General features: G+C 58.7%; 23 protein-coding genes. 9 read left to right on the top strand and 14 right to left on the bottom strand.

Annotated elements, in window-relative coordinates:
• Positions 1 to 21 precede the first annotated feature (21 nt).
• From AC1RQB_RS01015 to AC1RQB_RS00980, 8 genes are all read right to left on the bottom strand, one after another.
• Complete coding sequence (locus AC1RQB_RS01015) at positions 22 to 1,023, bottom strand: glycosyl transferase family protein (protein WP_063343116.1); 1,002 nt, start codon at positions 1,021 to 1,023, stop codon at positions 22 to 24.
• Entirely contained in the window at positions 1,020 to 1,355 is a 336-nt protein-coding gene (locus tag AC1RQB_RS01010; protein ID WP_048396941.1) for a TusE/DsrC/DsvC family sulfur relay protein, read from the bottom strand. The genes AC1RQB_RS01015 and AC1RQB_RS01010 overlap by 4 nt, the downstream gene beginning before the upstream one ends.
• Positions 1,352 to 1,645, bottom strand: coding sequence for a sulfurtransferase complex subunit TusB (gene tusB, locus AC1RQB_RS01005; protein WP_008068346.1), 294 nt, complete (start codon positions 1,643 to 1,645; stop codon positions 1,352 to 1,354). The genes AC1RQB_RS01010 and tusB overlap by 4 nt, the downstream gene beginning before the upstream one ends.
• On the bottom strand, positions 1,645 to 2,007 hold the full coding sequence (gene tusC, locus AC1RQB_RS01000) for a sulfurtransferase complex subunit TusC (RefSeq protein WP_008068348.1): 363 nt from the start codon (positions 2,005 to 2,007) through the stop codon (positions 1,645 to 1,647). Before tusC ends, tusB begins: the two co-directional genes overlap by 1 nt.
• Position 2,008: 1 nt before the next feature.
• Positions 2,009 to 2,401, bottom strand: a complete 393-nt coding sequence (gene tusD / locus AC1RQB_RS00995; RefSeq protein ID WP_008068350.1) for a sulfurtransferase complex subunit TusD — start codon at positions 2,399 to 2,401, stop codon at positions 2,009 to 2,011.
• A gap of 224 nt (positions 2,402 to 2,625) precedes the next feature.
• Positions 2,626 to 3,330, bottom strand: coding sequence for a YoaK family protein (locus AC1RQB_RS00990; protein WP_063343117.1), 705 nt, complete (start codon positions 3,328 to 3,330; stop codon positions 2,626 to 2,628).
• A gap of 27 nt (positions 3,331 to 3,357) precedes the next feature.
• Complete coding sequence (locus AC1RQB_RS00985; RefSeq protein WP_008008547.1) at positions 3,358 to 3,687, bottom strand: DUF6388 family protein; 330 nt, start codon at positions 3,685 to 3,687, stop codon at positions 3,358 to 3,360.
• Between the two features lie 2 nt (positions 3,688 to 3,689).
• On the bottom strand, positions 3,690 to 3,944 hold the full coding sequence (locus AC1RQB_RS00980; protein WP_007904890.1) for a hypothetical protein: 255 nt from the start codon (positions 3,942 to 3,944) through the stop codon (positions 3,690 to 3,692).
• A gap of 162 nt (positions 3,945 to 4,106) precedes the next feature.
• On the opposite strand from AC1RQB_RS00980, the gene AC1RQB_RS00975 reads away from it, so the two are divergent.
• Complete coding sequence (locus tag AC1RQB_RS00975; RefSeq protein ID WP_038982576.1) at positions 4,107 to 4,457, top strand: hypothetical protein; 351 nt, start codon at positions 4,107 to 4,109, stop codon at positions 4,455 to 4,457.
• A 113-nt stretch (positions 4,458 to 4,570) separates the two neighbouring features.
• Here AC1RQB_RS00975 and AC1RQB_RS00970 read toward each other — a convergent pair whose 3' ends face one another.
• Complete coding sequence (locus AC1RQB_RS00970; protein WP_063343118.1) at positions 4,571 to 4,999, bottom strand: GNAT family N-acetyltransferase; 429 nt, start codon at positions 4,997 to 4,999, stop codon at positions 4,571 to 4,573.
• Between the two features lie 147 nt (positions 5,000 to 5,146).
• Between AC1RQB_RS00970 and AC1RQB_RS00965 the strand changes: the two genes are divergently transcribed.
• The 4 genes from AC1RQB_RS00965 (at position 5,147) to AC1RQB_RS00950 (ending at position 7,767) form a co-directional block, all read left to right on the top strand.
• On the top strand, positions 5,147 to 5,584 hold the full coding sequence (locus AC1RQB_RS00965) for a hemerythrin domain-containing protein (RefSeq protein ID WP_008068361.1): 438 nt from the start codon (positions 5,147 to 5,149) through the stop codon (positions 5,582 to 5,584).
• Between the two features lie 100 nt (positions 5,585 to 5,684).
• Positions 5,685 to 6,278, top strand: coding sequence for an NUDIX domain-containing protein (locus tag AC1RQB_RS00960; protein WP_008068363.1), 594 nt, complete (start codon positions 5,685 to 5,687; stop codon positions 6,276 to 6,278).
• A gap of 125 nt (positions 6,279 to 6,403) precedes the next feature.
• Positions 6,404 to 6,943, top strand: a complete 540-nt coding sequence (locus AC1RQB_RS00955; protein ID WP_207267353.1) for a kinase inhibitor — start codon at positions 6,404 to 6,406, stop codon at positions 6,941 to 6,943.
• Between the two features lie 5 nt (positions 6,944 to 6,948).
• Positions 6,949 to 7,767 carry a helix-turn-helix transcriptional regulator gene (locus AC1RQB_RS00950; RefSeq protein WP_063343119.1) on the top strand — a complete coding sequence of 273 codons (819 nt, stop codon included), beginning with the start codon at positions 6,949 to 6,951 and terminating at the stop codon, positions 7,765 to 7,767.
• Positions 7,768 to 7,795: 28 nt separating this feature from the next.
• Here the strand turns inward: AC1RQB_RS00950 and AC1RQB_RS00945 are convergent, their stop codons facing one another.
• On the bottom strand, positions 7,796 to 8,314 hold the full coding sequence (locus tag AC1RQB_RS00945; RefSeq protein ID WP_063343937.1) for a methylated-DNA--[protein]-cysteine S-methyltransferase: 519 nt from the start codon (positions 8,312 to 8,314) through the stop codon (positions 7,796 to 7,798).
• 152 nt (positions 8,315 to 8,466) lie between these two features.
• Between AC1RQB_RS00945 and ggt the strand changes: the two genes are divergently transcribed.
• Both ggt and AC1RQB_RS00935 read left to right on the top strand, forming a co-directional pair.
• On the top strand, positions 8,467 to 10,194 hold the full coding sequence (gene ggt / locus AC1RQB_RS00940) for a gamma-glutamyltransferase (protein WP_008068370.1): 1,728 nt from the start codon (positions 8,467 to 8,469) through the stop codon (positions 10,192 to 10,194).
• Between the two features lie 267 nt (positions 10,195 to 10,461).
• Complete coding sequence (locus tag AC1RQB_RS00935) at positions 10,462 to 10,995, top strand: cysteine hydrolase family protein (protein WP_063343121.1); 534 nt, start codon at positions 10,462 to 10,464, stop codon at positions 10,993 to 10,995.
• Between the two features lie 96 nt (positions 10,996 to 11,091).
• Here AC1RQB_RS00935 and AC1RQB_RS00930 read toward each other — a convergent pair whose 3' ends face one another.
• Positions 11,092 to 11,382, bottom strand: a complete 291-nt coding sequence (locus AC1RQB_RS00930) for a DUF3630 family protein (protein ID WP_063343122.1) — start codon at positions 11,380 to 11,382, stop codon at positions 11,092 to 11,094.
• A gap of 168 nt (positions 11,383 to 11,550) precedes the next feature.
• Here AC1RQB_RS00930 and AC1RQB_RS00925 point away from each other — a divergent pair, with 168 nt between their 5' ends.
• Both AC1RQB_RS00925 and AC1RQB_RS00920 read left to right on the top strand, forming a co-directional pair.
• Positions 11,551 to 12,582 (top strand): lysozyme inhibitor LprI family protein, encoded by a 1,032-nt coding sequence (locus AC1RQB_RS00925; RefSeq protein ID WP_063343123.1) that lies wholly within the window; start codon positions 11,551 to 11,553, stop codon positions 12,580 to 12,582.
• A 135-nt stretch (positions 12,583 to 12,717) separates the two neighbouring features.
• On the top strand, positions 12,718 to 13,740 hold the full coding sequence (locus tag AC1RQB_RS00920) for a helix-turn-helix transcriptional regulator (protein WP_063343124.1): 1,023 nt from the start codon (positions 12,718 to 12,720) through the stop codon (positions 13,738 to 13,740).
• A gap of 65 nt (positions 13,741 to 13,805) precedes the next feature.
• Here the strand turns inward: AC1RQB_RS00920 and AC1RQB_RS00915 are convergent, their stop codons facing one another.
• From AC1RQB_RS00915 to AC1RQB_RS00905, 3 genes are all read right to left on the bottom strand, one after another.
• Positions 13,806 to 14,303, bottom strand: coding sequence for an RES family NAD+ phosphorylase (locus AC1RQB_RS00915; RefSeq protein WP_063343125.1), 498 nt, complete (start codon positions 14,301 to 14,303; stop codon positions 13,806 to 13,808).
• A complete protein-coding gene (locus AC1RQB_RS00910) occupies positions 14,303 to 14,863 on the bottom strand; it encodes an Xre family toxin-antitoxin system antitoxin (RefSeq protein WP_081235301.1) in 561 nt (186 codons plus the stop codon). Before AC1RQB_RS00910 ends, AC1RQB_RS00915 begins: the two co-directional genes overlap by 1 nt.
• A 211-nt stretch (positions 14,864 to 15,074) precedes the next feature.
• Entirely contained in the window at positions 15,075 to 15,431 is a 357-nt protein-coding gene (locus AC1RQB_RS00905; RefSeq protein WP_063343126.1) for a DUF6124 family protein, read from the bottom strand.
• Positions 15,432 to 15,589 lie beyond the last annotated feature (158 nt).

Here is a 15,589-nt window from a genome sequence, read left to right as displayed (position 1 = left end):
AGGTTAGGCAGTTATAATCGGTTAAATCGATCGATCCCGGGCATCCCAGTACTGCTGGGCGGTTTCGAACGCTTGCTCGCGAGTCTGACCGAGGCCGCGCAAGGCCAGGGCCATGGTCGAGATCAACGCCATTTGCGGGTAGCTATCAACCACGTCGCCACGCCACACCGCTTTCAAATGCTCCGGATCGAGGCTGGCCGGTTTGACGTGGCGCTGGGTCGACAGCTGCGGCCATTCTTCATCCCAGCTTTCGCCGCCAGTGGTGCCATACAGGTGACTGTCGGCGTCCGGGTTGATCTCGATTTCACCGCCGTCGCCCTTGATGACGATGGCGGTATCGCCGAGCAAACCGCTGGCATCGCGATGCACGGCCTGATAGCCAGGGTGGAAAATGCTTTGCAGGCCACAGCGAGCGCCCAACGGGTTGAGAATCCGCGCCAGGGAATGGATCGGCGAGCGCAGGCCCAAGGTGTTGCGCAAGTCGATCATCCGCTGAAGTTGCGGGGCCCAGTCCACCAATGGCATAAACGCCAGGCCGCCCTGATCGAGCGCAGCGTCGACCTGCTGCCAGTTGCGGCACAGTGGAATGTTCAGGGTCTCGAGCAGTTGTTCGCTGTACAGCCGACCGGCCGTGTGCGCGCCGCCGCCATGCATGAAGATGCGCACGCCGTTCTGCGCCAGGCACTTGGCCGCCAGCAGGTACCACGGCAAGTGGCGCTTCTTGCCGGCATACGTCGGCCAGTCCAGATCAACCGCCAGCGCTGGCGGACTCAGGCGTTCACGCAAGGCTTCGGTGAACCCGGCCATTTCCTCGGCGCTTTCTTCCTTGTGCCGCAACAGCATCAGGAAGGCGCCGAGCTGGGTGTCCTCGACCTTGTCGTCGAGCAACAGGCCCATGGCTTCGCGGGCTTCTTCGCGAGTCAGGTTGCGGGCACCGCGTTTGCCCTTGCCAAGGATCCGCACGAACTGGGCGAACGGATGCTCGGCGGGCGTTTCGAGGGTCAGTGCTGGATAGTCGGTCATAAGCAATTCGTCGGTTTGGGCAGGCCCGCCAGTTTCGCGGCGAGTTTGGCAGGGGTGCCTTTGAACAGTCGGTTCAGGTGCAGGCTGTTGCCCTTGTCGGGGCCGAGTTTCAATGCGGTGTACTTGATCAGCGGGCGGGTCGCCGGGGACAACTGGAATTCGTCGTAGAAACTGCGCAGCAGTTCGAGGATCTCCCAGTGTTCCGGGCTCAACTCGATGTCTTCGGCGGCGGCTAGGGCGGCGGCTACCTCGGCAGACCAGTCACTCAGTTCGACCAGGAAACCGTCCTTGTCCAGTTCAATGGCGCGGGCGCCGACCGTCAGGGATTTCATAGCCAACTGTTGACCTTGTCGTAGTGAATCGACAGTTCGACGAAAGCCGGGTAATCGATGGCCTTGGCCCAGTCCGGGACTTGCAGAGCCCGCGCTTGAGCATCTTCGGCCAGTACGAACAGTTTCAATTGGCGGGCGTGCAGCGCGCCGAACGGCGCAGTGCCTGGCTGCAAGGCATAGGCCGCGTCGCCACTGAGCAGCAGCGCATCGTCGGCGCCGATCACGCGCAGGCAACTGCTCAGACGCTCGTCGCCGAAAGGGGAATGAGACAACACATGCAAAGTCGACATCAGAGGGTGATCACCTGGTCGTAACGGTCAATAAGGGCGGTGATGTCCTGGGTGGTCAGCACCTGGGCTTCTTCAAGTGACAGGTTTTCGGGATCCAGACCACGGGTCGCAGCGCTTTCGCCGCAGACGAACAGCTCTTCGACGCCGAACATCGGCAAGGCTTGCAGGTTGGCACTCAGGTCTTTCTGTTGCAGGGCTTTGGCGTTCTGTTCATTGGCGAGCTGAAACACGCCGTCATCGAGAAACAGCAAGCCGATCGGCAGATCGAAGGCACCGCCGGCCAGCACGATGTCCAGCGCTTCGCGCGCATTCGGCCCGGACCACGGCGCCTGGCGGCTGATAATCAGCAAGGATTTAGCCATCTCACGTGCCTCCGAAACAGATCAAACGGTCAGCGTCCTGCACTGCGTCATGCAACTGGCCGAGGCCGGACAGTTCCCACGGCGCACCCACCGCTACCGCTTCACGCTGATAACGCTGGGCTTCTTCCTCGTTCAACACCCCACGGCGCAGGGCGGCGGCGATGCAGACCACGCCATCGAGTTGATGCTCAGTGACAAAGTTGCGCCATTGCTTGGGCAAGTCCTGCTCGTCCTGAGGCGTGACCACGCTGGCGGACGCGTTATAGACGCCATCCTGATAGAAAAACAGCCGGACAATCTCATGCCCGCCGGCCAGCGCGGCCTGGGCGAACAGCAGGGCACGGCGCGAGGAGGGCGCATGGGCGGCGGAAAACAGCGCAATGGCGAATTTCATGATGGGCTCGATCAGCGAAACTGCGGCCATGATAAAGCTTTATCGGCGGGGCGGCGAAGGGCGTTTACTCGTAGACCGAGTCGCTGCCTTCGCGAGCAAGCCCGCTCCCACACTGGATTTATGTTGAACACAAAACAGTGGTCCGCCGCAGATCCAGTGTGGGAGCGGGCTTGCTCGCGAAGACGGACTTCCCGGCAACATAAATTCAGGATCTGATCACCTGCTCAGCGCGGCATATACCCCAACTGCCAACGCCGCGGTATCTTCAACGACAGCAACCCCAGCGCCCCGGCCAGCAGCCCGCTGACAAACAGCGCCTTGAGCCCAAGATGATGTTCCAGCAAAGCACCCAGCACCGCGCCGGCAAACATCCCGGCCCACGGGATCAACTGCACCCGCCAGCCATTGCGCCGCTCGCCAAGCATCCACCGCCCCAGCCCACGACCAAACCGCGATAACGCGCCGGTGACGTAGGTCAGCCCGACCGGCAGGCCGTTCACTTCTTCCACGGCGGCATTGAGCATGCCCATGGCGATGATTGCCGCCAGCAGCGCCGGCAATTGCGTCTCATAGGGCCATGCCGCGGCGCCGCAGAGCAAGGTGGCGATGCACAGCAGCAACGGCAACGCCCGACGGCCACCGAAACGGCTGACGACAATGCCCAAGGCGTTGCCGGCGACGAATGTGGCCACGAGGATTACCAGGCGCAGGGTCAGCCCGAGGTCGCCATCGCTGATCGCCACGGCCAGACGGGTGGTGTTACCGCTCATGAAGGACACGAAGTCGCCGCTGGCCATGAAGCCGATGGCATCGGTCATGCCGGCGAGCACCGACAAACTGGCGACCATCGACAGGCCGATGCGCCCTCGCCATTTATGGGTATGCAAATGGCCCGGTGTGGCCCGGGTACTTGAGGGCGAAGGCAGCATCGATGAAGGCTTCCTTGAGCAGCGAGATTATTTGGTTAACCCATATAACTCGCAATACTCCAGCCAGTCCATGCCGGCCATCTCCGCGACTTCCTTGTGCACCTCCAGGCGTTGGGCCTGGTAGTCCTCAGGCGTGGCGGCAGTCAGTTGCAGTGTCAGCTCCCAGGCAAACAAACCCAGGCGCTCAGCCTCGGCTTCGAACGCTTCATGCAAGCGCTCGTCGCGGTACTGCGCCACTGTCACACCCTTGGCCTGGGCCAACAGTGGATTCAGGTTGTCCAGTTCGACGCGCAGCTCAGGACGCTCATCGAGAAACTTTTTCAGCGCCTGCTCGTGTTGCTGTTCGGTTGCCGCCATGGTCACTCCTTAGAAGACTGCTTTTTGCTCGCCTTGGCAGCCGCGGCCAGACACTCCAGAGCAAATTGCTCGGGGTAGGTCATCTGGATCGGCGTGGTTTCGCCTTTAACGGTTCTTTCGCCATCGAGAATGTAACGAATCCGCTTGTCGGTGACGCCAATTCGCTTGGCGATCCAGGAAGGCGTCTGACCGATCTGGCTGATCAGCTTGTCGGCGTATTCAGTGGTCGGTTTGTAGTATTCGGCGTTGGGGGTCATGGCCTTTCCAGAAAAATGCGCCCGGAAAAATGGGCGATGCGGCGTTAATGGCGCGACAGGGTGCGCGAATCGTTGCGCGGTGTCGCGGTATAAATGAAGTAAAGCAGAACGATACGCCGCGCCGCGGTGATACAGTCCGCTTTTTCTTGATGAGCGAACGCAATGCGAATTCTGATGGTGGCGCTGGCCGCAACCTTGCTGGCGGGCTGCGCCGGATCGGCGATGAATGACGCCCGCACCAAAACCCCGTACAAAACCCTGACCTCGGACAAACCGGAAAAAATCGTCGCCCAGTGCGTGCAATTTGCCTGGCAGGACGAAGCGGTGTTTGGCGTCGATGCGGGCGCTTATTTGCAGCCGGGCAAGAAGGGCGGCTCGACGGTGTATACCCGTTCGGCTGAATCTTTCGTAGACGTGACTACCGACGCCTCGGGTACAGCGTTGAGCTACTACGCGCAGCATGACGATTTTGTCGCCAAGCGCCGATTGGCGGCGTTGGCGACCTGCTTGTAAGCAAGATCAAAAGATCGCAGCCTTCGGCTGCTCCTACAGGGTGAACGCAATCCCATGTAGGAGCTGCCGAAGGCTGCGATCTTTTGGGGCACCCCCGAAAATCGAAGGTTAGGTTACAAATCCACCAAACGCTTCTGGAAAAAGAAGCGCTTGTGGCCCGGCGGGTAATCGGCGATGTGCCCTAATTCGCTGTAGCCGTGTTTCTTGTAAAACTCCGGCGCCTGGAAGTCGAAGGTGTCCAGCCAGATCCCCACGCATTCCTTCTCCCGCGCCAGGTCTTCGGCCATCTGCATCAGCTTCGAGCCCATCCCTTGTCCCCGGGCCTGCTCCGGCACCGACAACAACTCAATGAAAAACCACTGGTAAAACACTCGGCCATAAAGCCCGCCGAGAATCTCGTCGCTGTCATTGCGTACCAGCAAAGCAATCTGCTCCGACACCGTGGCTCCGGCCTTTGAGGCGTTATAGGCACGCAGCGGTGTGAGGATCGCGTCGCGTTCTTCCTGGGTGGCATTTTTCGACAATTCGATTCGCAGGGTCATAGGCTACACATCCTTATGGCAGTGAACACCGAGCCTATCCCGGTTGTGGCGATTGTTCTATCCCCCGCAATCGAAGGAACCCCCCGGGCCCCGGGAATGTCTAGCCTGAACAGCATCGTTGTTCAACGCAGCCATTGAGGACAGCCCGTGAACATTTTTGAAGCCTTGCGCGAAAGCCACGACCGTCAGCGCCGCTATGCCGATGCGCTGATTCAAACCCAGGGCGACACCCCGGAACGGGTCGAGGCTTACAAACGGCTCAAATCCGAGCTTCAGGCCCACGAAACCGCTGAAGAACGCCATTTCTACGTGCCGCTGATGGCGTTCGACAACGGCGTGGATCTTAGCCGCCACGCCATCTCCGAGCACCACGAAATGGACGAGATGATGGAAGCGCTGGATGCGACCGAAATGTCCAGTCCATCCTGGTTGGCAACGGCGAAAAAGCTCTCGGAGAAGGTCCATCACCACTTGAAAGAGGAGGAGCAGAAGTTCTTCCAGATGGCCGGCAAGTTACTCGACGAGCAACAGAAAGAAACCCTCGCCGGGCAGTATCAGAAAGAATACAAGGCGCAACTTTCCTGAGGGTGAAGCGCGAAGCTGTTCACTTTGAATCACAGTCGCCAGGCTTTTCTGTTTTCGCCTAACATGGACGCTTTCTGACGAACATAAGGATGGGATTGTCATGTCGAACACAGCCGAGCGGGTCAACATCATCGAGTCCCAGGTGCTGTCCCACGACTGGTATCTGCTGAAGAAAATCACTTTCGATTACTTGCGCAACAACGGCGACTGGCAGCGTCAGACTCGCGAGGTCTACGACCGGGGCAACGGTGCGGCGATTCTGCTGTTCAACCGCGAGAAGAAAACCGTCGTACTGACCCGCCAGTTCAGGCTGCCGGTGTTCGTCAACGGCCATGATGGTTTGCTGATCGAAGTGGCGGCGGGGCTGCTGGAAGGCGTTGCGCCTGAAGAGCGCATTCGCGCTGAGGCCGAGGAGGAAACCGGCTATCGCGTCCACCATGTGCAGAAGGTTTTCGAAGCCTACATGAGCCCCGGCTCGGTGACTGAAAAGCTGCATTTCTTCATCGCCGAGTACGACGCCTCTTCCAAAGTCAGTGATGGCGGCGGGCTGGAGGAAGAAACCGAAGAACTGGAAGTGTTGGAGTGGAAGTTCGACGAGGCGCTGGCGGCGTTCTATCGCGGGGAAATCTGCGATGCCAAGACCATCATGCTGCTGCAGTATGCGGCGATGAAAAACATCTTCGGAGCGGTTTGAGCAGGATTGGATTGGCCTCTGAGTCGAGAGAGCGTTCAAGCACAATGGTCGAGCATTTCGGCACAGTAACCAGCCTTTGCTCTCTCTAAACTCGTGCCTCACGCCAACACTCAGATGAGGTCACGATGAACATCAGAATAATCCTATCCGCATTGTCCATGGGCGTCGTCCTCACGGGACACGCTGCCGAGTTCTCGCTGACGAGCCAGGATATTGCTGAAAACCGCCCGTTGACCAGCCGCGAGGTGTTCCAGGGTTTCGGTTGCGAAGGGGGCAATACTTCGCCCGAGCTTTCCTGGAGCAACGCCCCGGCGGGTACCAAAAGTTATGCGATCACGGTCTACGATCCCGATGCACCGACCGGCAGCGGCTGGTGGCATTGGACGGTGGTCAACTTACCCGCTTCAACCAGCAGTTTGCCAAGAGGGGTCGGCTCGAACCTGCCTGCCGGTGCAGTACAAGGGCGAACCGATTATGGCCAACCGGGATTTGGCGGGGCTTGCCCTCCTGTAGGGGATAAGCCGCATCGCTATCAATTCACCGTATGGGCGTTGAAAGTCGATAAGCTACCCCTCGACAACCAGGCCAGCGGCGCCTTGGTGGGCTATATGCTCAATGCCAACGCCTTGGCCAAAGCGACCATTACTTCAACTTACGGACGTTAAGAACGATGCGCCCTTGTTTCGGCATACAGCACCGGGAAAATATTATCGATGCGTGTGTCATACGGGCGCGACAGCCCCATACATTGCAACGGGTGCCGATATTCGCTACCGCCTTGTGTCGAGTGCGGCAGGGGGAAAAACTGCTGCAATGGGATGACCGGGAAATGCGTGCAGGGCCGCAGCATCTGATTCTGATGCCGGCCGGGCGCGAGCTTGGCATCTCGAATTTTCCCGGCCTTCACGGTCACTACATTGCCGATGTGGTGACCTTTCCCGGTTCGACACTGCGTAACTTCAGCAGCCGATACGGCCAGCAGATCATCAGCCATCGCCATGCCCAGAAGACAGACCTATGTGTCCCTCTGGACAGGCATACCACACAGGCATGGGATCAGTTATTGGCGGCCATCAATGCGGATGCTCCGGATGCATTACGCACCCACTATGGGGAAGCGGTGCTTCTGAGCCTGTGCCTCGGCGGCCAGGCTGGACCGCTGCTGATGGATCGCAACGATCCACTCTGCGAACGGGTGCAGCAACTGGTAATGAGCAGCCCGGAGAGAGACTGGACTGTTGCGCACGTTGCACAACACCTGAACCTGGGGGAGTCGACGTTGCGTCGCCAACTGGCCAATGAAGGAGACAGTTTCAGGAATATCCTGGAAAACGTTCGGCTGGCGACGGCGCTACAATGGTTGCAAACCACGTCTCGCCCCATCGGTGAAATTGCCGGTGCCAGCGGCTATGCCTCGGCCTCACGTTTTGCAGTGCGCTTTCGCTCACACTATGGCTTGTCGCCACGGGAATTACGGGCGACGATTTAGGCAATCCCGAGGAGATTTGTAGGGTCCGCTAGATAAACAAATCATCCATCCTGCCGGCCCCGTGGCACTCGTACCCCTCCAGCGTCAGCAACCGCTCTTTCGCCTCAAGCCCACCGGCAAACCCCGTGAGTTTCCCCGACGCACCGATCACTCGATGACACGGCGCGATAATCGAAATCGGATTCTTGCCATTCGCTGCACCCACCGCGCGAACCGCACTGGGATTGCCGATCTGCCGGGCAATCTCGCTGTAGCTGCGCGTTTCGCCAAACGGAATGGTCAGCAGCGCCTGCCATACCTTCTGCTGAAATTCCGTCCCGGCAAAATCCAGTTCCAGTTCGAAACGGTTGCGCGTGCCAGCGAAGTATTCCTGCAACTGCTGTGCGGTGCGCACCAGGATCGGGTTGTTCGCTGCTTCAGTCATCGGCCCCAGCCTTACCCGACCCGGTTTGTCGTTTTCCCAGAGGATGGCCGCCAGTCGTGCGCCTTTCGCCACCAGTTTCAATTCGCCGACCGGAGACGCCAGGGTGGTGAAGGTGTAGGACATGCCGGCGGACTCCGCAAAAGTGCTGAACAGGGGGCCCAGCATACTGCCTCGTCGGGGAGGCGCAATACGCAATCCCAGCCATACTTGCCTACTGCTCTTGAACCGTTCCCGCTGTTTTTCAACAGAACCTAAAAACAAAAAGAGACCGACTCATGAAGTTCGAACCTTTTACCAAATCGCTCGTGGCAACTGCATTGGCGCTGAGCTGCCTGACCGCCCACGCGGCCTCCGTCGCCCCGGTCGCAGCCGAAAACGGCATGGTTGTCACCGCCCAGCATCTGGCCAGCCACGTCGGCGTCGATGTGCTCAAGAATGGTGGCAACGCCGTCGATGCCGCCGTTGCGGTGGGTTATGCGCTGGCGGTGGTGTACCCCGCGGCGGGCAACCTGGGTGGCGGCGGTTTCATGACGATTCAATTGGCGGACGGGCGCAAGACCTTCCTCGACTTCCGTGAAAAAGCCCCGCTGGCCGCGACCCCCGACATGTACCTCGACAAAGCGGGCAACGTCATCCCGGACCTGAGCACACGCGGCCATCTTGCCGTTGGCGTGCCGGGCACCGTCTCGGGCATGGAACTGGCCCTGAAGAAATACGGTACCAAACCCCGCAAGGAAGTGATCGCCCCTGCGATCAAGCTTGCCGAAGACGGTTTTGTGCTGGAGCAGGGCGATGTCGACTTGCTGGAGTACGCCACCGACGTCTTCAAGAAAGACATGCGCGACTCGGGCTCGATTTTTCTGAGCAATGGCGAGCCGATGCAGGTAGGCCAGAAACTCGTACAAAAAGACTTGAGCAAAACCCTGCGGGAAATTTCCGAGAAGGGTGCCGACGGTTTCTATAAAGGCTGGGTGGCCGATGCCATCGTCACTTCCAGCCAGGCCAACAAGGGCATCATCACCCAGGCTGACCTCGACAAATACCAGACCCGCGAACTGGCGCCGATCGAGTGCGATTACCGTGGCTATCACGTGGTCTCGGCGCCACCGCCAAGCTCCGGTGGTGTGGTGATCTGCGAGATCATGAACATCCTCGACGGCTACCCGATGAAAGACCTGGGCTTCCGCTCGGCTCAGGCGATGCACTACCAGATCGAAGCGATGCGTCACGCGTATGTGGACCGCAACAGCTACCTCGGCGACCCGGACTTCGTGAAAAATCCGATCGCCCATTTGCTGGATAAAAACTACGCGACCAAAATCCGCGAAGTCATCGATCCGCAAAAGGCCGGCGTGTCCCGCGAGATCAAACCCGGCGTAGCGCCCCACGAAGGCAGCAATACCACCCATTACTCGATCGTCGACAAATGGGGCAATGCGGTGTCGGTGACCTACACCCTCAACGACTGGTTCGGCGCCGGCGTCATGGCGAGCAAAACCGGGGTCATCCTCAACGATGAAATGGACGACTTCACCTCGAAAATCGGCGTGCCGAACATGTACGGTCTGGTGCAGGGCGAAGCCAACGCCATCGCCCCCGGCAAGGCGCCGCTGTCGTCCATGAGCCCGACCATCGTCACCAAGGACGGCAAAGTCGTCATGGTCGTTGGCACTCCCGGTGGCAGCCGCATCATCACCGCCACCCTGCTGACCATCCTCAACGTGATCGACTACGGCATGAACATCCAGGAAGCGGTGGATGCGCCGCGTTTCCACCAGCAATGGCTGCCGGAAGAAACCAACCTGGAGAACTTCGCCACCAGCCCGGACACCAAGAAGATGCTCGAAAGCTGGGGGCACAAATTTGCCGGGCCGCAGGACCCCAACCATATCGCAGCTATTCTGGTAGGTGCGCCTTCGCTGGAAGGCAAGCCAGTGGGCAAGAACCGTTTCTATGGCGCGAACGATCCACGGCGTAATACCGGGTTGTCACTCGGTTACTGAAACAGGCGATCACCGGCCACCTGAACTCCCTGGGTGGCCCCGATCCCCGTAGCAGCTGCCGAGCCCGCGAGGCTGCGTTCGGCTGCGAAGCAGTCGTAAAATCGGCAACCGCGTTTATTCAGGTAAGCCAGCATTTGCTGGTTGGCGACCGCTTCGCGCTCGAACGCAGCCTCGCAAGCTCGACAGCTGCTACAGCTCGACAATTGCTACATGAAGAAGGGAGTTGAAATCTGTCTCCGAGCCACCGACTTATCAAGGAAGGAAGCCATGAGCACCGCACTCCTGATCATCGATGTCCAACGCGCGCTGTGCACCGGCGAGTATGAATGCTTCGACATCCAGCGCGTCATCGACACCATCAACGACCTCAGCACCAAAGCCCGAACCGCCAACATCCCGGTCATCCTGATCCAGCACGAAGAAGAGGGCGACCTGCTGCAATACGGTGGCGAAGGCTGGCAACTGGCCGAGGGCCTGAAGACTTCACCCCAAGACCTGCGCGTGCGCAAAACCACCCCGGATTCGTTCTACCAGACCCACTTGCATGAACAGATGCAAGAGCTGGACGCCGACCGCCTGATCATCTGCGGCCTGCAAACCGACTACTGCATCAACGCCACCGTGCGCCAGGCGCATCAATTGGGCTACGACGTCGTGCTGGTGGCCGACGCCCATTCCACCATCGACAACGGCGCGATGAGCGCCGAAGACATCATCGCCGAACACAACAAGGATCTGGCGCACCTGACCGGCTCCGTGGCGCGGATCGACGTGATGCCGGCCGGCGAAATCAAAGTCTGAACACCGCTAGACGAGCGAGCTTGCTCGGTCAGGTGATTCTCGGATGTGATTTTTTCTTTAAGTAAAACGGGCGCCGATCATGGCGCCCGTTTTCGTTCAATCCGTCTGCAACCGCCGCACCACTGCCTGAAAACGCTCCGACGCGACCCAATTCGGATCCGCGTCCTCCACAAGCAGCATGATTCCCAGATAATGTTCCAGATGCAGCGTAATCGTTTGCCCCTCGACTACCAGGTCCCAATAACGCTGATCCAACCCATTGATCTGTGCCGTCCAGGTCCCGCCCAGCCCTTGCTCCAGTTCACTGGCAATGCGATTAAACAGTTCCCGGTCGGATGTCTCCGAGAGATAAATTTCCCGCAGTGGTGGGGACAACGGATGAGTCATGTTTTGCTCCTTGATGACGATCGTGACTTTACGCTTCCTGCGGAGTTTGTGACGAGTGAGCTTGCACGCATTGGAGGGACACGGCGCCCATCGTTTTTGCACACTAAAACGAGCGCGTTGTTGCGCATGTCTCGGCATACTTGCATGCCCAAAGAACGGAATCTGCCCATGCCCCCGACCTTGTTTCGCTTTAACACTCGATGCGCTTTACTGCTGGTGTTGCTCGCATCCGCCGCCGCAACCCACGCCAGTAGCTTCGATTGCACCAGTGCCGCCAGCCCCAGCGAAAAAGCCATTTGCGCCGACCCCAACACTTCGAAGCTGGACCAAAAACTGGCAAAGGTCTGGCGCTCGACGCTGGCAAAAGTCGTCGACCCTAAAGCTTTAAAAGCAGACCAGCGTCAGTGGCTGAAACAACGCAATCGCTGTTCAGACCAAATCGATTGTCTGCGCCAGCAGTACCTGATGCGCATCACCGAGCTCGAACACGCGGCTATTCCGTTTAACTGGGACACCACTTGGCAGCGCATTCCCTGGGGCGTTTCGACGGGAGCCGAGTTGAAGACAACGCGCCGGGACTCGACTCATCTAGGATTCGAAGTCTCTGCCGCGAGCGGCGCCAACTCTGGCAACCTGGACGGCATCGCCAAACTCGACGGCACCCAGGCACATTACACCGAAGGCGCCTGCGCCTTAACCTTCAAAGCCATCAATGGCGTTCTCGACGTCACACAAGACGGTGTCGATGCCGACTGTGGCGCCGGCATGGGTGTGTTTTACGCTGGGCGTTATGTAGCGTCGGAACAGGCTTTGGCTCTGGACTACGATTTGCTCAGTCTGGGTCTTGTGCGTACGCAGCAGGAAGATGACGCGCTGCGGCAATTGCTCAAGGACGATTACCAGACGTTGATGGACAGCAGCAGTTCCAGGTTGATCGGTGACGAGTCGAATGACCTGCCGGGCGCTGAAGTGACTGAAATGTGGGTGCGCGGGCTGGGCAATACCAACGCCGCCATTCTCATGCGCGCAGCAGACGCCCGGTTTTGGCTGGTGCTGCTGGTGTTCGATGAGCAGAACAATTCTCGAGCCCGTTACTACACCAACATGTCGAGCTGGAAAGGGCGTTTACCCGATGCACTGCAACGTTGGTATGACGAGCGAGCGAAAGGACAGATTATGCCGTTGGACCTGATGCCTTAAGCCGCTATGCAATACGGGCTCATTCAGGTTGAAGACTATCGCTCCCAAGACAGCTACCCAGAACTGGACGCAATCACTGCGCCTATGGCATGGTCAAAAAAAATAATACGCCATGCAGCGAACAGGATCAGAGCGATGGAGGAGGGTAATGAGGTCGGCGCCAAGGCGTCGATGGCAACGCTGCAAGCGTTCAATCTTTGCGTATTGCACCTGGGGCGTCTTGCCCGAGATCGGGGTGCATCCCGCTTCATCACCGACGGCCTGCAGGCGTTCAGCCAGCTGGTGCCCTTCGCTTCGGCCTGGTGGGGCGAGATGTCTGCGCCGGGCGTCGATGTTTCGACCAGAAACTGGATGCACGGGCGAATCAATCTGCCCGAGTCGTTTACCGCCGAGTGGCACACGTGTGCGCGCAACGACAAATTCTCCGATGACACCATGAGTCGACCCGGTGAGGTTGTGCGCGACAGCGGCTTCACCGACCCCAATGAAGAAGTGAATGTGTTCGCTCGGCGCCACGACCTCTACTACCTGATGTGCATCAGCTTCGAGTTACCCGAAAGCGGTTTGATGTTCTTCGTCTGTCTCTATCGAGGCATTGATGCCTCGGCTTTCAACGACAGCGAGGCCGATCTGTTTTCGGCCTTCTGCGACCATCTGTTGCAGCTGTGGCGATTCCAGGTGCAGGACATGATCCGATTCGACACGGGCAACGGGGCGTCTGACTTTGGTGTCGCGCGTATGGATGGCAGCTTGCTGTACGTGGGGGCAACGCTATGTGCAGCCATTGAACGTGAGTTACCCGGCTGGAACGGTTCAATGCTTCCCGCGCAGGTGATCGCGCAACTGCCAAAGGCACCCTGCGTCATGCGCCTGGGCCGCTGCGCCCTGACACTGAGCCCTAACGCCGAACACGTTATCCTGTCGCTCGAAGCCCAGTCGCGCGGGGCGATGCTGGCGCCACGGGAGCGAACGGCAGCCATGCTGTTCGCCGCCGGCCATTCCTACAAGGAAATTGCCAAAATCCTGGAGTTGAGCCCTGCGACAGTCCGCACTTATTTGCGCAACTGCTACCTGCAACTGGGGGTGAAGAGCAAGGTGGAACTGGGGTCGGTGCTGCGTTCAGCGACCTCGCTTGCGGATGCGACACGCCGCGATTAAATCCGCCTACAACGCGCGCCCTGTAGGAGCGAGGCTTGCCCGCGAAGGCGTCAGCGAAGACACCTTTATGGCAAAGGCTTATTAAGCCGCCCATCAAGGGCAAAAGGCTCTTGCAACACCAACTCGTACAACCCATTAGCCAGTTGCGGATTCATCAACAAATTCCAGCTATGCGGCGAGACACTGGAAGGGACCAACACAAAAGGGTACACACTTAACAGGTCAGCACCGAACTGTTGCTGGCTGCGACTCGGGGTACCCGGTACCAGCCAATTGGAGTTTGCAATGCTGTCGGGCTGCACCACATAAATCCTGGACGGGTTCAGCACACGGGCCTGCGTAAGACGATGGGGCTTGCAATCCAGCGCATCGAAATCTTTATGCACCGCCACTTCAAGGATGGCCGTAGAGGCATCCAGGGCTGCATAAACCGTGGCCATACCTTTAGGGTTCCAGCGCCCACCCACCTTTTCAGCCCCAATACCCGAGTTCCAGCTGGGGGCATACTCCGCAGGATCCAGGCGCCAGAAGTGAATCTCACTGCTCAAAGGGTCTTTAGCCATCAATAGACCCCGTACTCAATGCGCGTCAGAAAGTCAGTCACCAATTCATACCCGACCGAATTTGAAATCAAGTCGATGGGTACCTCACCATCCAGGCCCCGCGCAGGTTTGACCATCCACTGTTCGGCAAGCTCACGCGAACCCAGCACATCCGTTGCCTTTTCCAAGACCTCCGCATAGTTGAGCGCTCGCGTGCTTTGCTCCGCGGTCAACGCTTCATTGGGCGTTTTCAACCGCCGCGCAAGCGTGCGATCAGAGGCGCCAACGATTTTCGACAGCACGCCGCGTTGCTTATACACCTCGCTGTTTTCGATCATGTCGAGCACCGACTGCAGCGGGAAACCGTTTTTAACGGCCCTGTAAATCTCCATACGATCATCGCTATTTTTTCCAGAAAGCAAGACCGCAACCATTGGGGGCACGCGACTCGAACCCGGCATTGCCATGCCATTACTCAAGACGGTTACGGCAACGTTGGATTCGCGTGGTTTAACCTTTCTTTTTGGGCTGGCATCTTTGACAGCCTCGTCGACTACGACATCTTTTTTCTTGGCGCTCATGGCAGTCTCCGCCGTTTTGTCATCTGGCATGAACTATAGTGCCAAATGGCAGGAAAGACCTAGTCCAACAACGTTTGCCTGCAACACGCCCTTTGTAGGAGCGAGCGGTGCGGCGATCCGACTTGCCCGCGAAGAACGATAACGCGGTGTGCCAGACCTGACGCCTTCGCGGGCAAGCCTCGCTCCTACAGGGGGAGTGGAGCTCACCTTTCTAAGGTGTATTGATTTTATCCAGCACCCGGTTCGCCGTGATCTCCGCCACCATGATGCTGTTTGAAATGCCCAGCAGGGCGTAGCGCGACTCACCCTCCAGATGATCCACCAACTGATGGACCATCACATCGACCGAGGCCAGCGTCTCGACCAAAAAAACCGCCAGGGTTTCGGCTGTGGTCTGTGGGTCCACGGAAAACATAGTGCTGGGTGTACGCGCGGTGGCTTTGATGTCGGCATTCGACGGGAAGTGGAAGTCGAGGGCGCGTTCGGCGGCCTCGTTGAGTTTTTTTGAATCGGGTTCGTATGGGGAGATCGGATCGGCGTCTGGGGGATTGGGTGTGACTTTGAACATAGATGAAAACTCCTTGTTGCAGATTTTAAGGAGCCATCACCCTCGCTACCAAACGAAGAGTGGCGGCCATACGCGGGTTGGTAGACCGGCTGCAACAGGAAACCCGGCGCTCACAATGGAGCCCCACGCATGACCACCATATAAAGCCGAGCCCAAAA

This window comes from Pseudomonas sp. GW822-FHT02E03 (assembly GCF_058802325.1).
Note: the sequence above shows the minus strand (reverse complement) of the source record. Positions and strands in the feature narration are given on the sequence as shown.

Excerpts from the sequence above, each read along its gene's own strand:
- AC1RQB_RS00935 (WP_063343121.1), top strand. The coding sequence starts at position 10,462 with ATGAGCACCGCACTCCTGATCATCGATGTCCAACGCGCGCTGTGCACC.
- AC1RQB_RS00975 (WP_038982576.1), top strand. The coding sequence starts at position 4,107 with ATGCGAATTCTGATGGTGGCGCTGGCCGCAACCTTGCTGGCGGGCTGC.
- AC1RQB_RS00930 (WP_063343122.1), bottom strand. The coding sequence starts at position 11,382 with ATGACTCATCCGTTGTCCCCACCACTGCGGGAAATTTATCTCTCGGAG.
- AC1RQB_RS00960 (WP_008068363.1), top strand. The coding sequence starts at position 5,685 with ATGTCGAACACAGCCGAGCGGGTCAACATCATCGAGTCCCAGGTGCTG.
- AC1RQB_RS01010 (WP_048396941.1), bottom strand. The coding sequence starts at position 1,355 with ATGAAATCCCTGACGGTCGGCGCCCGCGCCATTGAACTGGACAAGGAC.
- tusC (WP_008068348.1), bottom strand. The coding sequence starts at position 2,007 with ATGGCTAAATCCTTGCTGATTATCAGCCGCCAGGCGCCGTGGTCCGGG.
- AC1RQB_RS00985 (WP_008008547.1), bottom strand. The coding sequence starts at position 3,687 with ATGGCGGCAACCGAACAGCAACACGAGCAGGCGCTGAAAAAGTTTCTC.
- AC1RQB_RS00970 (WP_063343118.1), bottom strand. The coding sequence starts at position 4,999 with ATGACCCTGCGAATCGAATTGTCGAAAAATGCCACCCAGGAAGAACGC.
- ggt (WP_008068370.1), top strand. The coding sequence starts at position 8,467 with ATGAAGTTCGAACCTTTTACCAAATCGCTCGTGGCAACTGCATTGGCG.
- AC1RQB_RS00915 (WP_063343125.1), bottom strand. The coding sequence starts at position 14,303 with ATGGCTAAAGACCCTTTGAGCAGTGAGATTCACTTCTGGCGCCTGGAT.
- AC1RQB_RS00910 (WP_081235301.1), bottom strand. The coding sequence starts at position 14,863 with ATGAGCGCCAAGAAAAAAGATGTCGTAGTCGACGAGGCTGTCAAAGAT.
- AC1RQB_RS00920 (WP_063343124.1), top strand. The coding sequence starts at position 12,718 with ATGGAGGAGGGTAATGAGGTCGGCGCCAAGGCGTCGATGGCAACGCTG.
- tusB (WP_008068346.1), bottom strand. The coding sequence starts at position 1,645 with ATGTCGACTTTGCATGTGTTGTCTCATTCCCCTTTCGGCGACGAGCGT.
- AC1RQB_RS00980 (WP_007904890.1), bottom strand. The coding sequence starts at position 3,944 with ATGACCCCCAACGCCGAATACTACAAACCGACCACTGAATACGCCGAC.
- tusD (WP_008068350.1), bottom strand. The coding sequence starts at position 2,401 with ATGAAATTCGCCATTGCGCTGTTTTCCGCCGCCCATGCGCCCTCCTCG.
- AC1RQB_RS01015 (WP_063343116.1), bottom strand. The coding sequence starts at position 1,023 with ATGACCGACTATCCAGCACTGACCCTCGAAACGCCCGCCGAGCATCCG.
- AC1RQB_RS00990 (WP_063343117.1), bottom strand. The coding sequence starts at position 3,330 with ATGCTGCCTTCGCCCTCAAGTACCCGGGCCACACCGGGCCATTTGCAT.
- AC1RQB_RS00955 (WP_207267353.1), top strand. The coding sequence starts at position 6,404 with ATGAACATCAGAATAATCCTATCCGCATTGTCCATGGGCGTCGTCCTC.
- AC1RQB_RS00925 (WP_063343123.1), top strand. The coding sequence starts at position 11,551 with ATGCCCCCGACCTTGTTTCGCTTTAACACTCGATGCGCTTTACTGCTG.
- AC1RQB_RS00945 (WP_063343937.1), bottom strand. The coding sequence starts at position 8,314 with ATGTCCTACACCTTCACCACCCTGGCGTCTCCGGTCGGCGAATTGAAA.
- AC1RQB_RS00905 (WP_063343126.1), bottom strand. The coding sequence starts at position 15,431 with ATGTTCAAAGTCACACCCAATCCCCCAGACGCCGATCCGATCTCCCCA.
- AC1RQB_RS00950 (WP_063343119.1), top strand. The coding sequence starts at position 6,949 with ATGCGCCCTTGTTTCGGCATACAGCACCGGGAAAATATTATCGATGCG.